This is a genomic window from Stenotrophomonas sp. 220_Sma (assembly GCF_056487375.1).
The window spans coordinates 349,071-370,000 of sequence record NZ_CM151348.1; the positions used below are offsets into that span (position 1 = coordinate 349,071).

At 68.6% G+C, this 20,930-nt stretch carries 18 protein-coding genes (1 of these 18 only partly in view); 6 read left to right on the forward strand and 12 right to left on the reverse strand.

What is annotated here, in order from left to right:
• Positions 1-5: 5 nt before the first annotated feature.
• Positions 6-710 (reverse strand): RadC family protein, encoded by a 705-nt coding sequence (gene radC, locus ACZLIB_RS01690; RefSeq protein ID WP_032130338.1) that lies wholly within the window; start codon positions 708-710, stop codon positions 6-8.
• 70 nt (positions 711-780) lie between these two features.
• Entirely contained in the window at positions 781-1,407 is a 627-nt protein-coding gene (locus tag ACZLIB_RS01695) for a response regulator (RefSeq protein WP_049399051.1), read from the reverse strand.
• 228 nt (positions 1,408-1,635) lie between these two features.
• Here ACZLIB_RS01695 and coaBC point away from each other — a divergent pair, with 228 nt between their 5' ends.
• Genes coaBC through ACZLIB_RS01710 form a run of 3 tightly spaced genes read left to right on the forward strand, consistent with a single transcriptional unit; the run spans position 1,636 to position 5,726 of the window.
• On the forward strand, positions 1,636-2,898 hold the full coding sequence (gene coaBC / locus ACZLIB_RS01700) for a bifunctional phosphopantothenoylcysteine decarboxylase/phosphopantothenate--cysteine ligase CoaBC (RefSeq protein WP_478468986.1): 1,263 nt from the start codon (positions 1,636-1,638) through the stop codon (positions 2,896-2,898).
• Positions 2,895-3,368, forward strand: coding sequence for a dUTP diphosphatase (dut, locus tag ACZLIB_RS01705; protein WP_032130326.1), 474 nt, complete (start codon positions 2,895-2,897; stop codon positions 3,366-3,368). The genes coaBC and dut overlap by 4 nt, the downstream gene beginning before the upstream one ends.
• A gap of 12 nt (positions 3,369-3,380) precedes the next feature.
• Positions 3,381-5,726 carry a phosphomannomutase/phosphoglucomutase gene (locus ACZLIB_RS01710; RefSeq protein ID WP_478468987.1) on the forward strand — a complete coding sequence of 782 codons (2,346 nt, stop codon included), beginning with the start codon at positions 3,381-3,383 and terminating at the stop codon, positions 5,724-5,726.
• A gap of 410 nt (positions 5,727-6,136) precedes the next feature.
• Here the strand turns inward: ACZLIB_RS01710 and ACZLIB_RS01715 are convergent, their stop codons facing one another.
• The 8 genes from ACZLIB_RS01715 to pyrE form a co-directional block, all read right to left on the reverse strand.
• Entirely contained in the window at positions 6,137-6,850 is a 714-nt protein-coding gene (locus ACZLIB_RS01715; RefSeq protein WP_004153862.1) for a response regulator transcription factor, read from the reverse strand.
• Positions 6,831-9,491, reverse strand: a complete 2,661-nt coding sequence (locus ACZLIB_RS01720; protein WP_478468988.1) for an ATP-binding protein — start codon at positions 9,489-9,491, stop codon at positions 6,831-6,833. The genes ACZLIB_RS01715 and ACZLIB_RS01720 overlap by 20 nt, the downstream gene beginning before the upstream one ends.
• 36 nt (positions 9,492-9,527) lie before the next feature.
• Positions 9,528-10,178, reverse strand: coding sequence for a potassium-transporting ATPase subunit KdpC (gene kdpC, locus ACZLIB_RS01725; protein ID WP_478468989.1), 651 nt, complete (start codon positions 10,176-10,178; stop codon positions 9,528-9,530).
• Positions 10,175-12,232: a potassium-transporting ATPase subunit KdpB gene (kdpB, locus tag ACZLIB_RS01730; RefSeq protein WP_478468990.1), complete on the reverse strand. Its 2,058-nt coding sequence runs from the start codon at positions 12,230-12,232 to the stop codon at positions 10,175-10,177. Before kdpB ends, kdpC begins: the two co-directional genes overlap by 4 nt.
• 10 nt (positions 12,233-12,242) lie before the next feature.
• Complete coding sequence (gene kdpA / locus ACZLIB_RS01735; protein ID WP_478468991.1) at positions 12,243-13,949, reverse strand: potassium-transporting ATPase subunit KdpA; 1,707 nt, start codon at positions 13,947-13,949, stop codon at positions 12,243-12,245.
• 12 nt (positions 13,950-13,961) lie between these two features.
• On the reverse strand, positions 13,962-14,054 hold the full coding sequence (locus ACZLIB_RS01740) for a potassium-transporting ATPase subunit F (protein ID WP_005407770.1): 93 nt from the start codon (positions 14,052-14,054) through the stop codon (positions 13,962-13,964).
• Positions 14,055-14,228: 174 nt separating this feature from the next.
• The gene (locus tag ACZLIB_RS01745) at positions 14,229-14,897 is read right to left on the reverse strand and encodes a hypothetical protein (RefSeq protein WP_049421490.1); all 669 of its coding nucleotides are present in this window, start codon (positions 14,895-14,897) and stop codon (positions 14,229-14,231) included.
• Between the two features lie 19 nt (positions 14,898-14,916).
• A complete protein-coding gene (gene pyrE, locus ACZLIB_RS01750) occupies positions 14,917-15,576 on the reverse strand; it encodes an orotate phosphoribosyltransferase (protein ID WP_005420471.1) in 660 nt (219 codons plus the stop codon).
• A gap of 162 nt (positions 15,577-15,738) precedes the next feature.
• Here pyrE and ACZLIB_RS01755 point away from each other — a divergent pair, with 162 nt between their 5' ends.
• The 3 genes from ACZLIB_RS01755 (at position 15,739) to ACZLIB_RS01765 (ending at position 18,218) form a co-directional block, all read left to right on the forward strand.
• On the forward strand, positions 15,739-16,539 hold the full coding sequence (locus ACZLIB_RS01755) for an exodeoxyribonuclease III (protein ID WP_032128444.1): 801 nt from the start codon (positions 15,739-15,741) through the stop codon (positions 16,537-16,539).
• The gene (locus ACZLIB_RS01760; protein WP_049399045.1) at positions 16,536-17,909 is read left to right on the forward strand and encodes a muropeptide MFS transporter; all 1,374 of its coding nucleotides are present in this window, start codon (positions 16,536-16,538) and stop codon (positions 17,907-17,909) included. Before ACZLIB_RS01755 ends, ACZLIB_RS01760 begins: the two co-directional genes overlap by 4 nt.
• Positions 17,910-17,987: 78 nt before the next feature.
• Positions 17,988-18,218: a hypothetical protein gene (locus ACZLIB_RS01765; protein ID WP_005420465.1), complete on the forward strand. Its 231-nt coding sequence runs from the start codon at positions 17,988-17,990 to the stop codon at positions 18,216-18,218.
• A gap of 117 nt (positions 18,219-18,335) precedes the next feature.
• Here ACZLIB_RS01765 and ACZLIB_RS01770 read toward each other — a convergent pair whose 3' ends face one another.
• Together ACZLIB_RS01770 and ACZLIB_RS01775 are read right to left on the reverse strand one after the other, a co-directional pair.
• On the reverse strand, positions 18,336-19,463 hold the full coding sequence (locus tag ACZLIB_RS01770; protein WP_100437767.1) for an anhydro-N-acetylmuramic acid kinase: 1,128 nt from the start codon (positions 19,461-19,463) through the stop codon (positions 18,336-18,338).
• 64 nt (positions 19,464-19,527) lie between these two features.
• Positions 19,528-20,930: the 3' portion of a M23 family metallopeptidase gene (locus ACZLIB_RS01775; protein WP_032128447.1), read on the reverse strand. The gene runs 70 nt beyond the window's last position; the window shows 1,403 of its 1,473 coding nt (coding positions 71-1,473); the start codon falls outside the window, past its right edge — the gene reads right to left on this strand; its stop codon occupies positions 19,528-19,530.

The window sequence follows — 20,930 nt, forward strand, 5'->3', positions numbered from 1 at the left end:
ATTTATCAGCCGAACAGGCGGGGCTGGGGCGGCGACAGCAGGCCTCGTTCAGCAAACGAAACGGGGCGGCCCTCACCGACCACGAAGTGGTCCAGCAGGCGCACGTCCACCATCGCCAGTGCCTGCTGCAGTTCGTCGGTGATGCGGGTATCGGCGCTGGAGGGTTCCGGGTCGCCGGAAGGGTGGTTGTGGCTGAGGATCACCGCTGCCGCGTTGTGCAGCAGGGCGCGCCGCACCACTTCGCGGGGGTAGACCGGTGCGGCGTTGATGGTGCCGTGGAACAGCTCCTCGCAGGCGATCAGGCGGTGCCGGTTGTCCAGAAACAGGGCCATGAAGATCTCCCGGGCCTGCCCCCGCAGGCGGTGCTGCAGATAGCGGCCGACCGCGGCCGGGTTGTTGCCGACCGCTTCGCCGTGTTCCAGCTCGGCAGCCAGGTAGCGGTGGGCCAGTTCCAGCCCGGCAGCCAGCGTACAGCTGCGCGCCGGGCCGAGCCCGGGCAGGCGGGCCAGGTCACGCGCGGGGCGGTCCAGCAGCACCCGCAACGGGCCGTGCGCCTGCAGCAGGTCGCGCGCGGTCTGCACGGCATCGCGGCCACCGAACCCGGAGCCGAGAAACAGGGCCAGCAGTTCGGCGTCGGAAAGTGCCGTGGGCCCGCGCGCGATCAGCTTCTCACGGGGGCGTTCCTGTTCGGGCCAGTCATGGATGGGCATGCCTGCATCATCGCCAGCCTGCGTGGCGGCTCCCATCGGTGCATACCGCAGCACCGGGTCGGGCGATGCCTCACCCGCGCCGGGTCTGCAGATAGTCGAACAGTTCCTGGTTGTTCTGCAGGCCCAGCTTGCGCTTGGCTTCGGCCTTCTGCCGGCTGATGGTCTTCGGGCTGCGCCCGCAGCGTTCGGCGACGGCATTCACGCTGAGCCCGGTCGCCAGCAGATCCAGCACTTCCTGTTCCCGCGCCGACAGCGGCGACGGTTCGCGTGGAAACAGCAGGTCGCGCGCCTGCAGGTGGTGGCGCAGCTGCTGGGAGACGAAGACCTGCCCGGCCAGTGCGGCGTTCAGTGCCTGCGGCAGTTCGGCGAAATCGGCGCATTTGTCGACCAGCCCACTGATGCCCTCGCGCAGCAGTCCGTCCAGCAGCCCGGGATGGCGGGCGCCGGTCAGCACCACCACCGGCAGCCTGGGGTGACGCACGCGCAGCGCGTCGATCAGCTCTGGACCGTCCGGGCCGTCACCCGGCATCGACAGGTCGGTCAGCACCGCATCGCAGTCGTGGTGGTCCACCAGCTCCAGCAGCTGGGCGCCGTCACGTGCACTGCCGACGATGTCCATCAGGTGGGTCTGCAGCACGATACGGATGCCATGCAGGACCACGGGATGGTCGTCGGCAATGATGATGCGTGGATGCACGAGGCTCCTCGAAGGTCGAACAGGCCACGGCAGACGGCAGCCAATGCCTGATTCTGCAAAAGCGCAGACCCGTAGAGGTATAGGAAAGGTCCGAAACCGATGCCCGGCTGACCCAGGGTCAGCCGCAGCGCGCTCCATCTACTGATAGCTGTCCGCTATGTGCACCCTGCACCGGGACATTACCGACCATCGGGTAAGCTAGCGCCCTCGTTTGCACAGGAATTCCAGGTGGCTGACTCCCCCAACGCTTCCCCCGCGCAGGCCCGCGCGCTGGAAGGTCAGAAACTGCTGTTGTGCGTCGGAGGCGGGATCGCGGCCTACAAGGCCCTGGAGCTGGTGCGGCGCCTGCGCGACGCCGGTGCCCAGGTGCAGGTGGCGATGACCGCCGGCGCCCAGCAGTTCGTCACTCCGCTCAGCTTCCAGGCCCTGTCCGGGCAGCCCACCCGCACCACGCTGTGGGACAGCGCCGCCGAACAGGCCATGGGCCACATCGAGCTGGCGCGCTGGGCCGACCGCATCGTGGTTGCCCCGGGAACCGCCGATCTGCTGGCCCGGCTGGCCCAGGGCCACGCCGATGACCTGGTCAGCACGCTGTGCCTGGCCAGTACCGCGCCGTTGACGATCTGCCCGGCGATGAACCATCGCATGTGGCTGCACCCGGCCACCCAGGCCAACATCGCCCTGCTGCGCCAGCGCGGCGCGCAGGTGATCGGCCCGGTCGACGGCCCGCTGGCCGAAGGCGAGTCCGGTCCGGGGCGTCTGGCCGAACCGGGCGACATCGTGGCCGCGCTGGCCGCCAATGGCAGCAGCGCCGCGGCCGTTGCCGCGCCGGAAACCCGCGCGCTGCAGGGCCTGCGCCTGCTGATCAGCGCCGGCCCGACCTATGAAGACATCGATCCGGTGCGCTATGTCGGCAACCGCAGCAGCGGCAAGATGGGCTTTGCCCTGGCCGCGGCCGCCGCCGCGATGGGCGCACAGGTGGTGCTGGTCAGCGGCCCGGTACAGCTGCCGACGCCGCTCGGCGTGCAGCGCGTCGACGTGCGCTCGGCTGCGCAGATGCGCGATGCCGTGCTGAAGTCGCTGCCGGCCGACATCTATATCGGTGCCGCTGCGGTGTTCGACTACACGCCGCGCCAGGTCGCGCCGCAGAAGCTGAAGAAGACCGCCGACAGCCAGTCGCTGGTGATCGAGCTGGTGCGCACGCCGGACATCCTTGCCGAGGTGGCTGCGCAGACGCAGTCGCTGAAGCTGGTGGTCGGCTTTGCCGCCGAAACCCACGACGTGGAGAAATACGCGCGTGGCAAGCTGGTCGACAAGCGCCTGGACCTGGTGATCGCCAACCAGGTCGGCATCAGCGGCGGCGGTTTCGAGAGCGACAACAATGCCGCCACGGCCTTCTGGCAGGACGGTGAACAGGTATTCCCGGCCACCTCCAAGCGCGAGCTGGCCGAACAACTGCTGGCGCTGATCGCGCGGAGACTCCAGGCATGACCCAGGCTTTCACTTCCCAACCGCTGCAGGTCAAGCTGCTCGATCCGCGCTTCGGCGACAGCTGGCCGCTGCCGGCCTACGCCACCGAAGCCAGCGCCGGCATGGACCTGCGCGCGGCGCTGGATACCGCGCTGACCCTGCAGCCGGGTGACACCGCGCTGGTGCCCAGCGGCCTGGCCATCCACATTGCCGACCCGAACCTGTGCGCGGTGATCCTGCCGCGCTCGGGGCTGGGCCATCGCCACGGCATCGTGCTCGGCAATGGCACCGGCCTGATCGACGCCGATTACCAGGGCCCGCTGCTGATCAGCGTCTGGAACCGTGGCCGCGAGGCCTTCACCATCGAGCCGGGCGATCGCATCGCGCAGCTGGTGATCGTGCCGATTGCCCGCGTCAGCCTGCAGGTGGTGGATACTTTCACCGACAGCGTGCGGGGAACGGGTGGATTCGGCCATACCGGGGTGCGTTGACAGGGGACATCGATGAGCGGCATCGGGGAAGGACAGCGGGGACGGTCGTTGGGACGCAGTGCGCCACTACTGGGGGTGCTGCTGATCCTGCTGGCCGGCTGGTTCGGATGGAGCGCAGTGCAGCAATGGCGCCAGGAGGCCAACGGCCAGGCGCTGGAAGCTGCACGTGACCAGGCCGTGCAGGGCCTGCAGGAGGCCGCTGCCGGCCAGCTGAAGCAGCTGCAGCAGCAGCTGAAGAACGAGCGCGTGCAGCAGGCGCTGCAGGCCGGTGATGCCGCTGCGGCGGCACTCGCGGTCCGCGAGAGCTGGACCGGCGTCGAGCACGCCGAGGTACTGACCGCCGATCTGGCCAACGCCTACGCCGACCCGGCCGCCTTTGGCTATGCCCGATTGGCGCTGCTGGAAGCGGCATTGGCCGAAGGCAAGCCCAGCCTGCGCGTGGTCCGCGATGGCGGTGGCAATCGCCTGGGCCTGGCAGCGCCGGTTCAACTGGGCAGTCTCGGCCCGGCGGTGCTCTACGTGCGCCAGCCATTGCTGCGGCTGACCTCGCCGCTGGACCAGGTGAGTGCGCCATCGGCCGGTTTCCTTGGCCTGCGCCAGGGCGCGCATGACCTCGTCGCCCAGGGCGATGCCGGCCTGGCCGAAAGCGCCGAAGCATTGGCGCGGCCGATTCAGGGGACGCCGTTGCGGCTGGTGGCCGCGGTACCCAATGTCGAACCTGGTCCGCTGGGCCTGGGTTCGCTGGCCAGCGCCATCGTTGCGCTGCTGCTGGCGTTCATCGCCGTGCTGCTGGTGGTGGGGCGCGGCCGCCTGCCGAAGTCGCTGCCGCTGCCGCGCCGGGCGACCGTGGCGGAAGCCGATCATGGCCCGACCCTGAGCGAGAGCCTGCAGATGGCGCCGCCGCCGGTGGCCGAGGCCAGCACAACTGAAAGTGCACCGCCGCCCCCGCCACCGGTTCCGGCCGAGGAGCTGGCGGCCGGTATCTTCCGCGCCTACGACATCCGCGGCGTGGTTGGCAGTGAACTGACGCCGAAAACGGCGGCGCTGATCGGCCAGGCCATCGGCACCGTGGCCCTGGAGCAGGGCCTGCGCGAGGTGGTGATCGGCCGCGACGGCCGCCTGTCCGGCCCGGAACTGGCCGCAGGGTTGGCCGAGGGCCTGAGGCGCGCCGGTTGTGCGGTGATCGACATCGGCCTGGCACCGACGCCGCTGGTGTACTACGCCGCCTTCCACCTGCGTACCGGCACCTGCGTGGCAGTCACTGGCAGCCACAACCCGCCCGAGTACAACGGTTTCAAGGTGGTCATCGGCGGCGAGACGCTGTCCGGCGATGCCATCACCGATCTGTACCAGCGCATCATTGAAGGCCGGTTGGTGCAGGCCGCCGAACCGGGCGATTACCAGCAGCGCGATGTCAGCGCCGACTACATCCAACGCATCGCCGACGACGTGCAGCTGGACCGCCCGTTGAAGGTCGTGGCCGATGCCGGCAACGGCGTGGCCGGCGCGCTCGCGCCGCAGCTGCTGGAAGCGATCGGTGCGGAAGTCATCCCGCTGTACTGCGATGTCGACGGTACCTTCCCCAACCATCATCCCGACCCCAGCGAGCCGGCCAACCTGGAAGACCTGGTGCAGACGGTGAAGCGCTTCGGTGCCGATCTCGGCGTCGCCTTCGATGGCGACGGTGACCGCCTGGGCGTGGTCACCGGCGAAGGAAAGATCATCTATGCCGACCGCCTGCTGATGCTGTTCGCCGCCGACGTGCTGATGCGCAATCCGGGCGCGATGGTGATCTACGACGTGAAGTGCACCGGCAAGCTGTCCGACCACGTGCTGCGCAATGGTGGCAGCCCGCTGATGTGGAAGACCGGGCATTCGCTGATGAAGGCGAAGATGCGCGAGACCGATGCTGAGCTGGCTGGCGAGATGAGCGGCCACTTCTTCTTCAAGGAGCGCTGGTTCGGTTTCGACGATGGCCTGTATGCGGCTGCGCGCCTGCTGGAGATCCTGGCCCAGCGCGAGGAGACTCCGGACGAGGTACTGGCAGAGCTGCCGGAGATGGTGGCCACGCCGGAACTGAAGGTGCCGGTGGCCGACGGTACGCCGCACGCGCTGGTGGCGATGCTGGTGGCGGCGGCGCAGTCGCCGGACAACCCGTATGTGGGCGGTCGGTTGTCGACCATCGATGGCCTGCGCGTGGACTTCCCCGATGGCTGGGGCCTGGTGCGCGCCTCCAACACCACGCCGGTGCTGGTGCTGCGCTTCGAGGGCAATGACGAGGCGGCGCTGGAACGCATCCAGGCGCTGTTCCGCAGCCAGCTGCAGCCGGTGCTGGGCGACACCCCGCTGGGGTTCTGAGGTGGGGCCGGGCTGCGCCCGGCACCCGCCGAAGCAACGGCAGCAGCAACATCAACATCAACATCAAAAGCGAGCTATCCGCGAGATGGCGGGGCGGTGTCGGAGTGCGGGGACGCCGCAAGTACGTCCCTGTAGGCTTGGCAGCCGCTTGCTCGTGTGCGCTGTCCTGCGCACACGGCAAGACCGGGGTTGGGCGTCCTGCCCAACCCGCCCGAGGCATGCCTCGGGCCCATGCGGCTGACACCCCGCACTCCGACACCGCCCCACCCCTGACAATTTCCGCGATCTGTCGGAACGGAATGAACTGCTCTTGGTAGGTGTCGACCTTGGTCGACACAGTAGATCCACGCCATGCGTGGATGCTCTTCCGGATTCGCTTTGGTGGTTGCCGACCGTTGGTCGGCACGCCTTCACCCCTTGAACCGCAGCCCGACGCCCGGTTCGGTGAACAGGTAGCGCGAATCCAGCGCTGAATCGCCCAGCTTGTGCCGCAGCTTGCCGACCAGGATGCGCAGGTAATGGGTGTCGTGCTGGTGGGTCGGGCCCCAGATCTCCTGCAGGATCTGTGGCTGGGTCACCACCCGCCCGGCGTTGCGCAGCAGCAGCGACAGCAGCGCGTACTCCTTGCGGGTCAACGCTACCGGCTCGCCATCCAGCGCCACTTCACGGCGGACCAGGTCCACATGCAGGTGACCATCGTCGAATACCGGCGGCGTGCCATCACTGGGCACGCTGCGCGTGCGCAGCAGCGCCCGCACCCGCGCCATCAGCTCCTGCGTGCCAAACGGCTTGGTCACGTAGTCATTCGCGCCGGTATCCAGCGCACGCACCTTCTCCGCCTCGCCGGCACGCACGGTCAGCATGATCACCGGCACCTGGCTCCACTGCCGCAGCTGTTCCAGCACTTCGTGGCCTTCCATGTCGGGCAGGCCGATATCCAGGATCACCAGATCCATGTCCTCGCTGGCGGCCAGCTGCAGGCCTTCCTGGCCGGTGGCGGCCTGCCGCACCTGGTAGCCCTGCGCGCGCAGGCTGATGTCCAGGAACCGGCGGATCTGGGTTTCATCATCGATCACCAGCACGCGCGCGGCCGGCACGCTGGCATCAATCGGGGTCGGGCTCATCGTGGGAGGCTGGCTTGAGCAGGGGCAGGGTGATGCGGATCAGGGTACCGCGACCGTCGCGTCCGGGCAGCGCCTGCACGCTGCCGCCATGCGCGCCGATCATGCCCTGGCAGATGGTCAGGCCCAGGCCGGTGCCGTGGCGGCCACGGTCGCCACGTTCAACGCTGTAGAACATGTCGAAGATGCGCGCACGCTCGTCGTCGGGAATGCCGGGGCCGGCATCGATCACGTCGATGCGCAGCTGGCCGTCCAGTTCACGCGCCTGCACCTGCACGGCAGCATCCGGCGGTGAGAACTTGGCCGCGTTTTCCATCACGTTGAACACCGCCTGTTCGACCAGCGCCGGGTGTACCCAGATCGGCGCCAGCGTGGCCGGAATGTCCAGCTCCAGCCGCACCTTCGGCTGGTAGCGCTGCAGGCGCCGTGCGGCCGAACCGATCAGTTCGTCCACGCCGATCCAGTCGCGGTTGATCTTCAATCCCTCGTGGCCGAGGCGGGTCATGTCCAGCAGGTTCTGGATGTAGCGGTCCAGCCGTTCGCCCTCGACCAGGATGGTGTCGAGCAGGGCACGGCGATCGGCCGTATCCATTGCCGTACCATAGCTGGCCAGGCTGTCGGCCGAGCCGATCATCGCCGCCAGTGGCGAGCGCAGGTCGTGCGACACCGAAGAGAGCAGCGCCGAGCGCAACCGCTCGGTCTCGTTGCTGACGTGCGCCTGCTCCAGTTCCGCCACCAGCCGCGTGCGCAGCGCGGCCTGCGCGATGTCATCGACCATTGCTTCGGCCAGCTGCCGTTGTTCGGGCAGCAGGCGCGCCTGTGCGCCGGGCAGGTACAGGCCGGCCACGCCGATCGCGCGGTCCTCGCCATCCAGCAACGGCAGGAACCACCACTGCGCGCCGGCCAGGGTGTCGGTGAAGCGGCCACTGGGCTGGCCATGGCGCAGCGCCCAGTCGGCGGCGGCCAGGTCGGTGTCGCCGGGCTGGCTGCGGCCACCGGTTGCGGTATCGGCGCCGATCCGCAGCCACGCCGGCACGTCCATGGCCTGTTCCAGTGCATGCCGACCCGCCTGCGCCACCTCGCCGTTGCCGGCGGCACTGGCCAGTTGGCGGCCCAGCTGCTGGCGCGCACGCGCATGGCGATTGGCTGCACGCAGCGCGATCACCTGCATGCGCAGGCGCGAGGCCAGGCGCCCGGCCACCAGTGCCGCGGCCAGGAACAGGAACACGGTGATCACGCCCTGGCGTGCACCGATGGCGAAGGTGAAGCGCGGCGCGATGAACAGGAAGTTGTAGGCGAGGAAGCACAGGATCGCCGCCATCACCGCCACGCTGGCGCGCGTGCGCGCAGCGACCAGCACCACCGCCACGATGAACACCATCGACAGATCGGCCATGCCCACCCAGCGTTCGGCCAGCCATGCCACCGCACAGGCCAACGCGGTGGCGATCAGTGCCTGCGCCGGTTCGTAGCTGATGCCGCGCACCGGCGGCAGCAGGCCCTCGCGGCGCGAGCGCGCACGTGCCTGCGGCGTGCTGATGATGGTGATCTCGTAATGCGCGCCGCGCTGGATCAGCTGCTGGGTCAGGGTGCGGTTGAACATCCGCGCCAGCGGGCGTTCGCGGGTCCGGCCGAGCACCAGGGTCGAGACGCCGTTGTGCGCGGCATGGTCGAGCAGGGCATCGGCGATGCTCGATCCGTGCAGCAGTTCGGCGTCGCCGCCCAGGCGCCGTGCCAGTGCGAAGGCCGCATCGATTTCGCGCCGGGTCGCCTCGTCCTGGCGTCGGCCCTGCACGGTCACCACCGTCCACGGCGCATCGCGGCGTTCGGCGATGCGACGCGCCACCCGCACCAGGTATTCGCTCTGACCGCCGCCATCAATGGCCACCAGCACGCCGCGACGCAGCGGCAGGTTGCTCTCGCCGCGTGCGGCGCGTGCTTCACGCAGGCTGCTGTCGACGCGGTCGGCGGCTTCCTGCATCGCCAGTTCACGCAGCGCGGTCAGGTTGGCCGGCGAGAAGAACGCCTGCAGCGCCTGCGCGGCCTGTTCGGGCACATAGACCTTGCCCTGCTGCAGGCGCGCGATCAGTTCGCGTGGCGGCAGGTCGACCAGCACGATGTCGTGCAGGCGGTCGAGCACGACATCGGGCACGGTCTCGCTGACCCGCACGCCGGTGATGCGCATCACCACATCATTGAGGCTTTCCAGATGCTGGATGTTGACCGTGGTCCAGACGTCGATGCCGGCGTCCAGCAGCTCCATCACATCCTGCCAGCGCCGCTCATGGCGGCTGCCCGGCGCATTGCGGTGGGCCAGTTCGTCCACCAGCACCAGCGCAGGATGCCGTGTGAGCACGGCATCCAGATCCATCTCCTGCAGGATGTGGCCGTGATAGGCCACTGCCTTCAGCGGCAGCTGTGGCAGGCCCTCCAGCAGCGCCTGGGTATCGGCGCGGCCGTGGGTTTCCACCAGGCCCACCACCAGGTCGACACCGCGGCGCAGCTGTTCCTGTGCGCGGGTCAGCATGGTGTAGGTCTTGCCCACGCCCGGCGCCGCACCGAGGAACACGGTCAGCTTGCCGCCGGCTTCGCGTTGCAGGCCTTCGACCAGGGCATCGGCCTGGCGGGTACGCGCATCAGTCATGGGTGCCATTGTGCGCGCAGCCGGTGCAGGCCGGCATCACGGTGCCTTGGCCACGTGGTCCAGCGCGAAGTTCAGCGTCACCACGTTCACCCGCGGCTGGCCGAACAGGCCCCATTGGCGACCTTCGGTATGCGCCTGCACCAGTGCCTGCACGCGTTCCACCGGCAGGCCACGGGCGCGCGCCACGCGTGCCACCTGCAGCTGCGCCGCGGCCGGCGACAGCTGCGGATCCAGGCCACCCGCGGACTGCGTGACCAGGTCTGCCGGTACCTGCGCCGGGGGGACGCCTTCGCGCGCGGCCACCGCAGCCGTGCTGGCGGCAACACGCTCGGCCAGGGCCGGGTTGCTGCGCGCCATGTTGGAACCGGCCGCGGCCATCGGGTCGTAGTTGGCTGCCGACGGACGTGCCTGGAAGTAGCCGTCACCGGTGAACGGCTGCGACAACCATGCCGAGCCGCGCACCTGGCCGCTGCCATCGCGCAGCAGGCTGCCCTCGGCCTGGGTCGGGTAGGCCAGGCCGGCAAAGCCGGTGGCGATGCCGGCATAGACCGCGCCGGCCAGCAGCAGGGTGGCCAGGCCCAGGCCGATCGCCGGGCGCCAGCTGGCGCCATCCTGCAGGCTGGCCACGCGGGCCTCGGCTTTTGCTTCGCGCGAAAGGGAGGTGGAGGTGGAAGCGGAACGGTTCATGCGCCGAATACCAGGACAAGAAGGAGGTCGATTGCCTTGATCGCTGCGAACGGCAGCAGCACGCCGCCGAGGCCGTACACCAGCATGTTCCGGCGCAGCAGCGCGGTTGCAGTGGCCGGGCGGAAGCGCACGCCACGCAGGGCGAGCGGGATCAGGGCGGGAATCACCAGGGCGTTGAAGATCAGCGCTGCCAGCACCGCATTGCGCGGGCTCGACAGCTGCATCACGTTCAGTGCGGCCATGGTCGGAACGGCCGCGGCGAACAGCGCCGGCAGGATCGCGAAGTACTTGGAGACGTCGTTGGCCAGCGAGAAGGTGGTCAGCGCGCCGCGGGTGATCAGCTGCTGCTTGCCTACTTCCACCACCGCCAGCAGCTTGGCCGGGTCCGAATCGAGGTCGACCATGTTGCCGGCCTCCTTCGCCGCCTGCGTACCGGAGTTCATCGCCAGGCCGATGTCGGCCTGGGCCAGTGCGGGGGCGTCGTTGGTCCCGTCACCGACCATCGCCACCAGGCGGCCGCCGGCCTGCTCCTGGCGGATGCGTGCCAGCTTGTCCTCCGGGCGAGCCTCGGCGATGTAGTCGTCGACGCCGGCTTCGGCAGCGATCGCGGCGGCGGTCAGCGGGTTGTCGCCGGTGATCATCACCGTGCGGATACCCATCGCCCGCAGCTGCGCGAACTTCTCGCGCATGCCGTGCTTGACCACGTCCGACAGCTCGATCACGCCCAGCACGTGGCGGCCCTCGGCCACCACCAGCGGGGTGGCACCATTGCGTGCGACCTGCTCGACGCGACCGGCCAGTTCCGCCGGCACGTTGCCGCCCAGCGCCTGCACGTGGGTGCGGATCGCATCGGCGGCGCCCTTGCGGATCTGCCGCCCATGTTCCAGATCCACGCCGGACATGCGGGTCTGCGCACTGAAGGCCAGGTACTCGGCGTGGTCCGGTTCGGCGGTGGCACAGCCCTGTTCGCGCGCAAGACGCACGATCGACTTGCCTTCCGGGGTCGGGTCGGCCAGCGAGGACAGCAGTGCCGCCTCGCGCAGCTGGCTGGCGTCGATGCCGGCCAGCGGATGGAAGTGGCTGGCCTGGCGGTCGCCGTAGGTGATGGTGCCGGTCTTGTCCAGCAGCAGCACGTCGACGTCGCCGGCCACCTCCACCGCCTTGCCCGACTTGACCAGCACGTTGGCGGCCAGCGCACGGTTCATGCCGGCGATGCCGATGGCCGGCAGCAGGCCGCCGATGGTGGTCGGGATCAGGCACACCAGCAGCGCGATCAGCAGCAGCGGATCGACCTGCACGCCCACGGCCGCGCCGATCGCCGGCAGCGTCGCCACCACCACCAGGAAGGTCAGCGTCATCGCCGCCAGCAGCAGGGTCAGCGCGATCTCGTTCGGGGTCTTCTGGCGGTTGGCGCCCTCCACCAGCGCGATCATCCGGTCCAGGAAGCTGTGGCCCGGCTCGGCGGTCACCCGCACGATGATCTGGTCGGACAGCACCTTGGTGCCGCCGATCACGCCGGAACGGTCGGTACCGGCCTCGCGCAGCACGGGGGCCGATTCGCCGGTCACCGCCGCTTCGTTGATGGTGGCCAGGCCCTGCACGATCTCGCCATCGGCCGGCACCAGTTCACCGGCGCTGACGATCACATGGTCGCCCGGGCGCAGTTCGGCGGCCGGCACCTGGGTTTCGGCGGCGCCCGGCTGCGGCGCCGCCAGCCGGCGTGCCACCAGGTCCTGGCGGGCACGCCGCAGCGAGGCGGCCTGGCCACGGCCACGCGCTTCGGCCACCGCTTCGGCGAAGTTGCCGAACAACACGGTCACCAGCAGGATCACGGTCACTGCCAGGCCGAAGCCCAGTGGCGCATTGCCGGTCAGGGTGACGATCGCGGCCACGATCGTGCCGGCCATCACCACCGCCATCACCGGGCTGCGCACCAGATGCATCGGCGACAGCTTGCGCACTGCGTCGACCAGCGCACGGCGCAGGCCGGCGCCATCCAGCAGGGCAGGGCGCGCTGCATGGGTACTACGGGTTGAACTTGCTTGGGTGCTCATCAGGGTGTCCTTAGTGCAGTCCCAGGCTCAGGTGGTCGGCGATCGGGCCGAGTACCAGCGCCGGCATGAACTGCAGCACGGTCAGGATGACGATCACCGAGACCAGGGTCAGGGCGAAGGTCGGGGTTTCGATCTGCAGGCTGCCGGCAGACTCCGGGGCCTGGCGCTTGGCAGCCAGCTGTGCGGCCACCACCAGCGGAATGATCAGCAGCGGGAAGCGGCCCAGCAGCAGTACCAGCGAGCAGCTCAGGTTCCACCACAGCGTGGCGTCACCCAGCCCTTCGAAGCCCGAACCGTTGTTGGCGTAGGCCGAGACATACTCGTAGAACACCTGGCTGATGCCATGGAAGCCGGGGTTGGAGGTGCCGGCCAGGCCGGGCACGGCCAGGGTGATCGCAGTGAACACCAGCAGGGTGATCGGCTGCAGCAGCACCAGCAGGGCCAGCAGGCGCACCTGTGGCGTCTCCAGCTTGCGGCCGAACAGTTCCGGCGTGCGCCCGGTCATCAACCCGGCCAGGAACACACCCAGCAGCAGGTACACGATGAACTGCTGCAGGCCACAACCGATGCCGCCCCAGATCGCGCTGACCAGCATGTTGACCATCGCGATGCCGCCACTCAGCGGTGCCAGCGAATCGTGCATGCCGTTGACCGAACCGTTGGAGACCTGGGTGGTCACCGCCGCCCACAGCGCAGTGCCATCGGCGCCGAAGCGCACCTCCTTGCCTTCCATCAGCAGCGGCGTGGCGGCGCTGGTGCTATGCCCTTCGCTCCACATCATCGCGCCGGTGGAAAGCAGCGACATGCCCAGCATGCAGCTGAACACCAGGGCGCCGAAGCGACGTCGGCCGGTGAACGCACCGATCATGAAGATCACCGCCATCGGCACCAGCAGGATGCCGACGATTTCCAGCGCGTTCGACAGCGGCGTCGGGTTCTCCAGCGGGAAGCTGCTGTTCGGGCCGTACCAGCCGCCACCGTTGGCGCCCAGCTGCTTGGCCGCGACCATCGCCGCGACCGGGCCCAGCGGCAGCTTCTGTTCGGCCATGCCGGCGCTGGCGTCGATCGGCGTGGCCTGCGGCCCACCGGTCATCGTCGACGGCACACCCTGGCTGGTCAGCAGCAGGGTCCACACCAGGCACAGCGGCAGCAGGAAGCGCACGCACAGGCGCACCACGTCCACGTAGTAGTTGCCCACCGCCACCTGGCGGTCATCGCCGGTACCCGTCGCCGCCGCCTGCGGCGCACGCGAGAACAACGCGCGCAGCGTCGCCACTGCCAGCGCCAGGCCCATCATCGGCGTCACCACCTGCAGGCCGGTGATGCCGGTCATCTGCGAGAGGTAGGACAGCTGCGCCTGGCCCGAATAGTGCTGCTGGTTGGTGTTGGTCAGGAACGAGATCATCGTGTGCAGCGCGGTGTCCCAGCGCATGTTCGGGATCTGGTCCGGATTCAGCGGCAACCAGGCCTGGGTCATGAACACCGCCTGGGTCAACACAGCAACCACCACGTTGCTCAGGACGAAGGCCAGCACGTAGCCGCGCCAGGACATCGAGCGCGACGGATCGACCCCGAACAGCCTGTACAGCGGCTTCTCGATCCAGTGGAACAGCACGTCGACCTTCATCGGCGTGCCACGCATCACGCGGGCCAGGTACAGGCCCAGCGGCCACGCCAGCAGCAGGCTGGCGGCAATAATCACAAGCATCTCAGTCATGGCCGGCTCCGCTCAGAACGACTCGGGCCGCAGCACGACATAAAGGAGATAGGCGGCGGCGACCAGCACCAGCACGCCACACAACAACGACAGCCAGGGGGACATTGCAATAGCGTCCTGGTGGAACCCCTCCACCTCAGGCCGTCATCGTCGTCCTGCCCCCCATAAACGCACTACGCGCCGGACCGGGCCGACGCGTAAAGAGTGCATAAATTCCGTGGTCCAATCCGTAACCAGGCCCTGGGTAGCGCCGGGCCATGCCCGGCGACGGGAGCGTGGTCAGCCCGCCGGAGCCTGGCTCGCCGGCACCAGCCCCTTCAGCTCGCGATAGCGCTGCAGGGTGCTGTCGATCTCGGCCTTCAACGCCTGCTGCTGCTGCAGGAACCCGGCCTGCAGCCGTTGCTGCGACTGCAGTTGCACGTGCCGCTGGCGGATCGCCTCGGCCTGCTTGTCGGCCACCTTGCCACCGGCCAGTTCGCGGTCACCTGCGGCCGCCAGCAGCGCCACCAGCGACTCACGCAGGCTGGTGACGTTGTACTCGGCGGTCTTCAGGTTGTTGTCCAGCACTTCCTGGCGCTCGGCGAACACCCGGCGCAGGTCGTCCTCGCTGCCATAGGTGGTCAGCATCGCCTGCTCGGTGCGCTGGCGGGTCTGCGCGGCCATCAGGTCCAGCTGCTGCTGCGCCGCCTCCGTGCTGGCGGCGGCGCGCTCTTCGTCGGTCAACGCGCGCTGGACCTGCGCATTGCGCAGGCCGCTCTTCGCGTTGAACTCCTCGCGGGCATGGTTGACCGCGTCGGCCGGCAGCGAATCACTGCAGATCCGCTCCTTGCCCTCGTTCCAGCAGTACAGCTTCTTTTCCGTCTTGCCGCTGTCGCGCGACTGCGCCGGTACGGTGAACGGCACGGCCAGCAGCAGGCCGGCAAAGAGGACAGCAGGAACTCGGGACATGACCTTTCCCCTGGGTCGGTCAGCGGATCGAACGGACGCCGTACTGGGCCCGGTAGGCTTCCAGCGGCTGCCGGTAACCCACAAGTTCCGGGTTGCCGGAGGCGAAATCAAGCAGGTCGGCCAGCGACGCCACGGCGATCACCGGAATGCCGGCTTCCTCGGCCACCGACTGCGCCGCCGAACGGCGATCGGTTTCCGAAGCGATCTCCTGGCGGTCCAGCGCTACCACGATGCCGGCCGGGGTGCCACCGGCGGCGCGGATGATGCCCAGCGCTTCACGGATCGCGGTGCCCGCAGTGATCACGTCGTCGACGATCAGCACGCGCTTGCCGTTCATGTCGGCGCCGATCAGCTGGCCGCCTTCACCGTGGTCCTTGGCTTCCTTGCGGTTGAACGACAGCGGCAGGTCGCGGCCGCGCTGGGCCAGCTCGCAGGCCATCGCGGTGGCCAGCGGGATGCCCTTGTAGGCCGGGCCGAACACCACGTCGTACTTGATCCCGCTGGCATCGATGGCATCGGCATAGCACGCGCCGAGCTGGGACAGCAGCGAGCCGGAGTCGAAGCGCCCGGCGTTGAAGAAATAGGGGCTCAGCCGGCCGGACTTGAGGGTGAACTGGCCGAAGCGCAGGGCGTCGGCGGTCAGGGCCAGCTGCAGGAAACGGTGGCGGTGGTCGCTCATCAAAACTCGATTCATCTTCATTTGGAGCACAAATCCTAATCCAGCTGGGCGTTTCGCGCTCGTCCAGCGCCATGTGAAAGCCGTCCAGGCCCAGCCTGGCGGACTGCGCAGCCCTGCGGGCAACCGGTATGCTTGCCCGGTTTCCCGCCGCAGGTCCCCCGCATGCGCATCATCAGTTTCAACGCCAATGGCATCCGTTCCGCCGCGACCAAGGGCTTCCTCGACTGGTTCCGGTCCCAGGACGCCGACGTCCTGTGCATCCAGGAGACCAAGGCCCAGGAAGACCAGCTGACCGATCCGATGTTCCGCCCGGACGGCCACCACTGCTTCTACCGCGACGCCATCACCAAGAAGGGCTACAGCGGTGTGGCGATCTACAGCAAGCGCGAGCCGGACCAGGTGATCACCTCGCTGGGCTGGGCCCCGTTCGACGACGAAGGCCGCTACATCGAGGCGCGCTACGGCAACCTCAGCGTGGTCTCCTTCTATATCCCGTCGGGCAGCTCGGGCGACCTGCGCCAGGGCTTCAAGTTCGAAGTGATGGAATGGCTGCGGCCGATCCTCGAGGAATGGGCGCGCAGCGGCCGCGACTACGTGCTGTGCGGCGACTGGAACATCGTGCGTTCGGCGCTGGACATCAAGAACTGGAAGTCCAACCAGAAGAACTCCGGCTGCCTGCCGGAAGAGCGCGACTGGCTCAATGCCCTGTGCGCCGACCACGGCCAGGCCACCGATGTCGCCGCCGGCCGTGGCTGGGCTGACGCCTACCGCCTGCTCAACCCCACCGGCGAGGACTACACCTGGTGGAGCAACCGCGGCGCTGCCCGCGCCAACAACGTCGGTTGGCGCATCGACTACCAGTTCATCACCCCGGGCCTGCGTGACCGCCTGCGCAGCTGCTCGATCTACCGCGACGAGCGCTTCTCCGACCACGCGCCGTTCATCGTGGACTACGACCTGTGACCGAGGCTGCCAAGCCGCGTCGGCCGTGGCAGCAGGTGGTGTCCAACCTGAGCCAGCGCAAGGTGCTGGCGATGCTGCTGCTCGGCTTCAGTTCCGGCCTGCCGATCTATCTGGTGGGCAACACGCTCGGCTTCTGGATGCGCAAGGAAGGCATCGAGCTGAGCACGATCGGTTTCCTGTCATGGGTCGGGCTGGCCTACACCATGAAGTTCCTGTGGGCGCCGATCGTCGATAAGACCGACGTGCCTCTGTTCGGTCGCTTTGGCCGCCGCCGTGGCTGGATGCTGCTGTCGCAGCTGGTCGTGGTGGTGGGCCTGGTCGGCATGGCGCTGGTCCAGCCCAAGGGGGGCCAGATCCAGTTCCTGGGTATCGCCTGGCAGCACATCGTCGTGTTCGGCGTGATGGCCGTGATCGTGGCGTTTGCTTCGGCCACCCAGGACATCGTCATCGATGCCTGGCGCATTGAAAGTGCTGACAACAGCGAGCAGCTGGGCCTGCTGACCTCATCCTCGGCGCTGGGCTATCGCACCGCATTGCTGGTCACCGATGCGCTGATCCTGATCATCGCGGCCCGTGTCGGCTGGCAGGTCTCGTACGAGATCATGGCCGTCCTCATGGCGCTTGGCGTGGTGGCCGTGGTCATGGCCCGTGAGCCCGCGCGGGAAGTGGCTGCCATGCAGGCTCAGGCGACCTCGCTGTGGACGCCGCGGGGCCTGTTCGACGCCGTGGCGGGGCCGTTCATCGCCTTCGTCCGCGAGCATCGTAGTGGTGCGATCCTGATCCTGGTGGCCATCAGCGTCTATCGCATGGCCGACTTCGTCATGGGGCCGATGGCCAACCCGTTCTACGTCGATCTCGGCCTGGACGAGGACACCGTTGGCGCTGTACGTGGCTCGGTGGGCCTGGTCGCGACCTTCGTCGGCATTGCTGCGGCGGGCCTGGTCTCGGTTCGCTGGGGAGTGCTGGCGGCGCTGATGGTGGGCGCCGTGCTGGGTCCGGCCTCCAACCTGGCGTTTGCCTGGCTGGCCTATTCGGGCCCGGACACCACCCATTTCGCGGTGGCCATGGCAATCGACAACTTCGCCAGCGGTTTCGCCGGTACGGCGCTGATCGCCTATATGTCGAGCCTGACCAGCATCGGATACACCGCAACCCAGTACGCGCTGCTGAGTTCGTTCTACGCGATGCCCGGCAAGGCGCTCAAGGGGCTCTCGGGGTGGTCGGTACAGACGCTCGCGCAGGGCCGGACGCTGCTGGAAGGCTACGCGCTGTTCTTCGTCGGTACCGCGCTGGTGGCGATCCCTGTGGTGATCCTGTGCGCTCTGTTGATCGTGCAGCAGCGCCGTCGCCAGGCCGCAAGCGCCGCCTGATTGCCTGCCCGCCCGGTCTGCGGGATCATCGCCCCCGACGCGCCGAGGGGGCGGTGCCTTGCGAACGGGGAAGTGAGCATGGCCGACGTTGTGCTGCGGGACCTGGACCCGCTGCTGCTGGAACGTATCCGACGTGTCGCGGTTGCCCGCGGCTGGACCCACGAACAGACCTGCGCCGCCTTGCTGGAGCAGGGCCTGTTCAGCAGTGAACTGGAGGTCCGCTCCGGCTTCGGCGATCCCGAAGTGGACGCGCTCTCCGACGCCATCGCCGCCCTGCAGGCCCTGCCCGCAGGGCAGGGCTTCGATTAGTGCCCATGTAGCGTCGAGCCATGCTCGACCGCTCTTCGGCCGGCCCGCGCGACGCAGAGCGTGGCTCGGCGCTACCACGTGCTTTTGTAGAGTCGAGCCATGCTCGACTGCTTCTGCTCACGCCAGGTGGATCGCCCCCAGGATCCGCGGCCCCGTCGCCCCGGTCACGCTCGGCAGGTTGCCGGCCAGCCCGTCCATCGTCCGCTGCGCCAGCCAGGCGAAGCCCATCGCTTCCACGTACTCCGGGTCCAGCCCATGCACCGCGCTGGATTCCACCTGCACCTCCGGCAGCCGCGCCGCCAGGCGCTTCATCAGCTGCCGGTTGCGTACCCCGCCGCCACAGACCAGCAGGCGGCGGGTCTGCGGCTGTTGCGCCAGCAGCGCATCGGCCACCGTCGCCACGGTCAGCTCCAGCAGGGTGGCCTGCACATCAGCGGCGGCGTACTGGCCTTCGCCCATGTGGGCCTCGGCCCAGGCCAGGTGGAACTGCTCACGGCCGGTGCTCTTCGGCGGCGGCAGCGCGAACCACGGCTCCGAACGCCAACCCGCCAGCAGGCTCTCGTCCACCGCGCCACTGGCGGCATACGCGCCGTCGGCATCAAAGGTGCGGCCGGTGTGGCGCTGGCACCAGGCATCCATCAGTGCGTTGGCCGGGCCGGTATCGAAGCCACGCACCGCGCCTTCGCGCGGGATCAGGGTCAGGTTGGCGATCCCGCCCAGGTTGAGCACGGCGCGGTCTTCATCAGCCGTGCCCAGCATGCCGAGGTGGAAGGCCGGCATCAGCGGCGCACCATGGCCTCCGGCTGCCACGTCGCGGCGGCGGAAATCACACACCGTGGTGATCCCGGTCAGCTCGGCGATGCGGTTGCCGTCGCCCAGCTGTACGGTGAAGGCCGGATTGGCCAGCGGACGATGGCGCACGGTCTGGCCGTGCGAGCCGATCGCGCGGACCTGGCTGCGGTCCACGCCGGCCTCGGCCAGCAGTTGATTGGCGGCTTCAGCGAAGCTGATCGCGATCCGCGCGTCCAGTTCGCCCAGCTCCTCCAGCGAGTCCAGCGGGCCCCCTTCGCCCAGTGCCACCAGCCGCGCCCGCAGCACCGGCTCCCAGCGGGCGGTCAGCCCATGCACGAAGCGGCAGCCACCAATGGCGGGGAACTGCACCAGTGCGGCATCGATGCCGTCGGCGCTGGTGCCCGACATCAGGCCAAGGTACAGGGGGGCGTCGCTGTCGGCAGTTGTATTCATGGCAGGCATAAAAAAAGGACGCGGCAAGCTTGGGCTGCCGCGTCCTTCTTCGTCAACGCAGGGCTCAGCCGCGCTTGCGGCCGGTTGCCTGTTTGTCCTTGGCGCTGGCAACCTCGGGGGCGGCCTCGTCGCGGCTGGTCGGTGCCGGGCTGGCGTCGGCGTAGATCAGCTTCTCCATGCCCTGGATGCGCGCCATCGCCGGTGCGGTCTGCGCGCGGAAGGCGACCAGCTCGGCGCCCTTCAGCGGCTCCGGCGGCGGCATGGTCACGGTCAGCGGGTTGCGGTGCTCGCCGTTGACGCGGAATTCGTAGTGCAGGTGCGGGCCGGTCGCCAGGCCGGTCGAGCCGACATAGCCGATCACCGTGCCCTGGGCCACACGCTGGCCGGTCTTGATGTTCGCAAAGCGCGACATGTGGCCGTACAGGGTGGTGTGGCCGCGGCCGTGGTCGAGGATCACCACGTTGCCGTAGCCGCGCTGCACCCCGGCGAACTGCACGCGGGCGTCGCCGGCGGCCATGATCGGGGTGCCGGTGCGCGCGGCGTAGTCCACGCCCTTGTGCATGCGCATCTTGCCCAGCACCGGGTGCTTGCGCGCGCCAAAGGTCGAGCTCAGCCGTGCGAACGGGATCGGCATGCGGATGAAGCTCTTCTTCAGCGAACGGCCGTTGATGTCGTAGTACTCGGACTTGCCGTTGCGGTCGAAGCGGAAGCCGGAATAGGTCTTGCCACCGGTGGTGAAGGTCGCCGCCAGGATCTTGCTGGTGTCCACCTTCTCGCCTTCGCGCCAGGTTTCATCCATCACCACGCTGAAGCGGTCGCCCGGCTGCAGGTCCTTCGAGAAGTCGATGTCGTACTTGAAGATGTCGTCGGTCATCGTCGCGATCGCCGACGGCGACAGCCCGGCGCGGCGGGCCGCGGCATACAGCGAGCTGGTGATCTCGCCGCTGGTGACCACCGTGCGCGTGGAGGTCTCGCGTTTGGTCACCTTCTCCTTGATGTCATCGCCGGCCAGGCTCAGTTCCACCCGGTTGTCGGCATCGCGGTCGAAGCGGATGCTGCGCAGGTCACCGGACAGCGGCATGTCGAAGGCGATCTCGGCACCCGGGCGCAGCTTGGTCAGCGCCTCACGCGCACCTGGGTGGTCCAGTACCCGGTGCAGGGTGGTGGCCGGAATGCCGGCCTTGTCGAACAGGTCGCTCAGGGTCTGGCCGCGCTGCACCCGCAGCACCTGCCAGCTGTCTCCGGGCACCTGCTGCTGGCGGGCCATGGTCAGCGGCGGCAACGGCAGCGCCAGGCTGGTGTGGCTGTCGGCGAAGGGCGCGTCGATGGTGTGCGAGAAACCCGGGACGATGGTCGCCACCAGGGCGCCGATCGTCGCGAACAGGCTGGCATGCATCCAATGACGGCGCGTCCAGCGCTCATTGAAGGCGGCGGGAAGATGTTGCCTGAGCTTCCGATGCAGGGCGT

Bases quoted from the DNA above. Each gene is read 5' to 3' on its own strand.
- ACZLIB_RS01770 (WP_100437767.1), bottom strand. From the start codon at position 19,463: ATGAATACAACTGCCGACAGCGACGCCCCCCTGTACCTTGGCCTGATG.
- pyrE (WP_005420471.1), bottom strand. From the start codon at position 15,576: ATGAGCGACCACCGCCACCGTTTCCTGCAGCTGGCCCTGACCGCCGAC.
- ACZLIB_RS01710 (WP_478468987.1), top strand. From the start codon at position 3,381: ATGAGCGGCATCGGGGAAGGACAGCGGGGACGGTCGTTGGGACGCAGT.
- ACZLIB_RS01715 (WP_004153862.1), bottom strand. From the start codon at position 6,850: ATGAGCCCGACCCCGATTGATGCCAGCGTGCCGGCCGCGCGCGTGCTG.
- ACZLIB_RS01745 (WP_049421490.1), bottom strand. From the start codon at position 14,897: ATGTCCCGAGTTCCTGCTGTCCTCTTTGCCGGCCTGCTGCTGGCCGTG.
- ACZLIB_RS01755 (WP_032128444.1), top strand. From the start codon at position 15,739: ATGCGCATCATCAGTTTCAACGCCAATGGCATCCGTTCCGCCGCGACC.
- kdpC (WP_478468989.1), bottom strand. From the start codon at position 10,178: ATGAACCGTTCCGCTTCCACCTCCACCTCCCTTTCGCGCGAAGCAAAA.
- radC (WP_032130338.1), bottom strand. From the start codon at position 710: ATGCCCATCCATGACTGGCCCGAACAGGAACGCCCCCGTGAGAAGCTG.
- kdpA (WP_478468991.1), bottom strand. From the start codon at position 13,949: ATGACTGAGATGCTTGTGATTATTGCCGCCAGCCTGCTGCTGGCGTGG.
- dut (WP_032130326.1), top strand. From the start codon at position 2,895: ATGACCCAGGCTTTCACTTCCCAACCGCTGCAGGTCAAGCTGCTCGAT.
- ACZLIB_RS01740 (WP_005407770.1), bottom strand. From the start codon at position 14,054: ATGTCCCCCTGGCTGTCGTTGTTGTGTGGCGTGCTGGTGCTGGTCGCC.
- kdpB (WP_478468990.1), bottom strand. From the start codon at position 12,232: ATGAGCACCCAAGCAAGTTCAACCCGTAGTACCCATGCAGCGCGCCCT.
- ACZLIB_RS01765 (WP_005420465.1), top strand. From the start codon at position 17,988: ATGGCCGACGTTGTGCTGCGGGACCTGGACCCGCTGCTGCTGGAACGT.
- ACZLIB_RS01720 (WP_478468988.1), bottom strand. From the start codon at position 9,491: ATGACTGATGCGCGTACCCGCCAGGCCGATGCCCTGGTCGAAGGCCTG.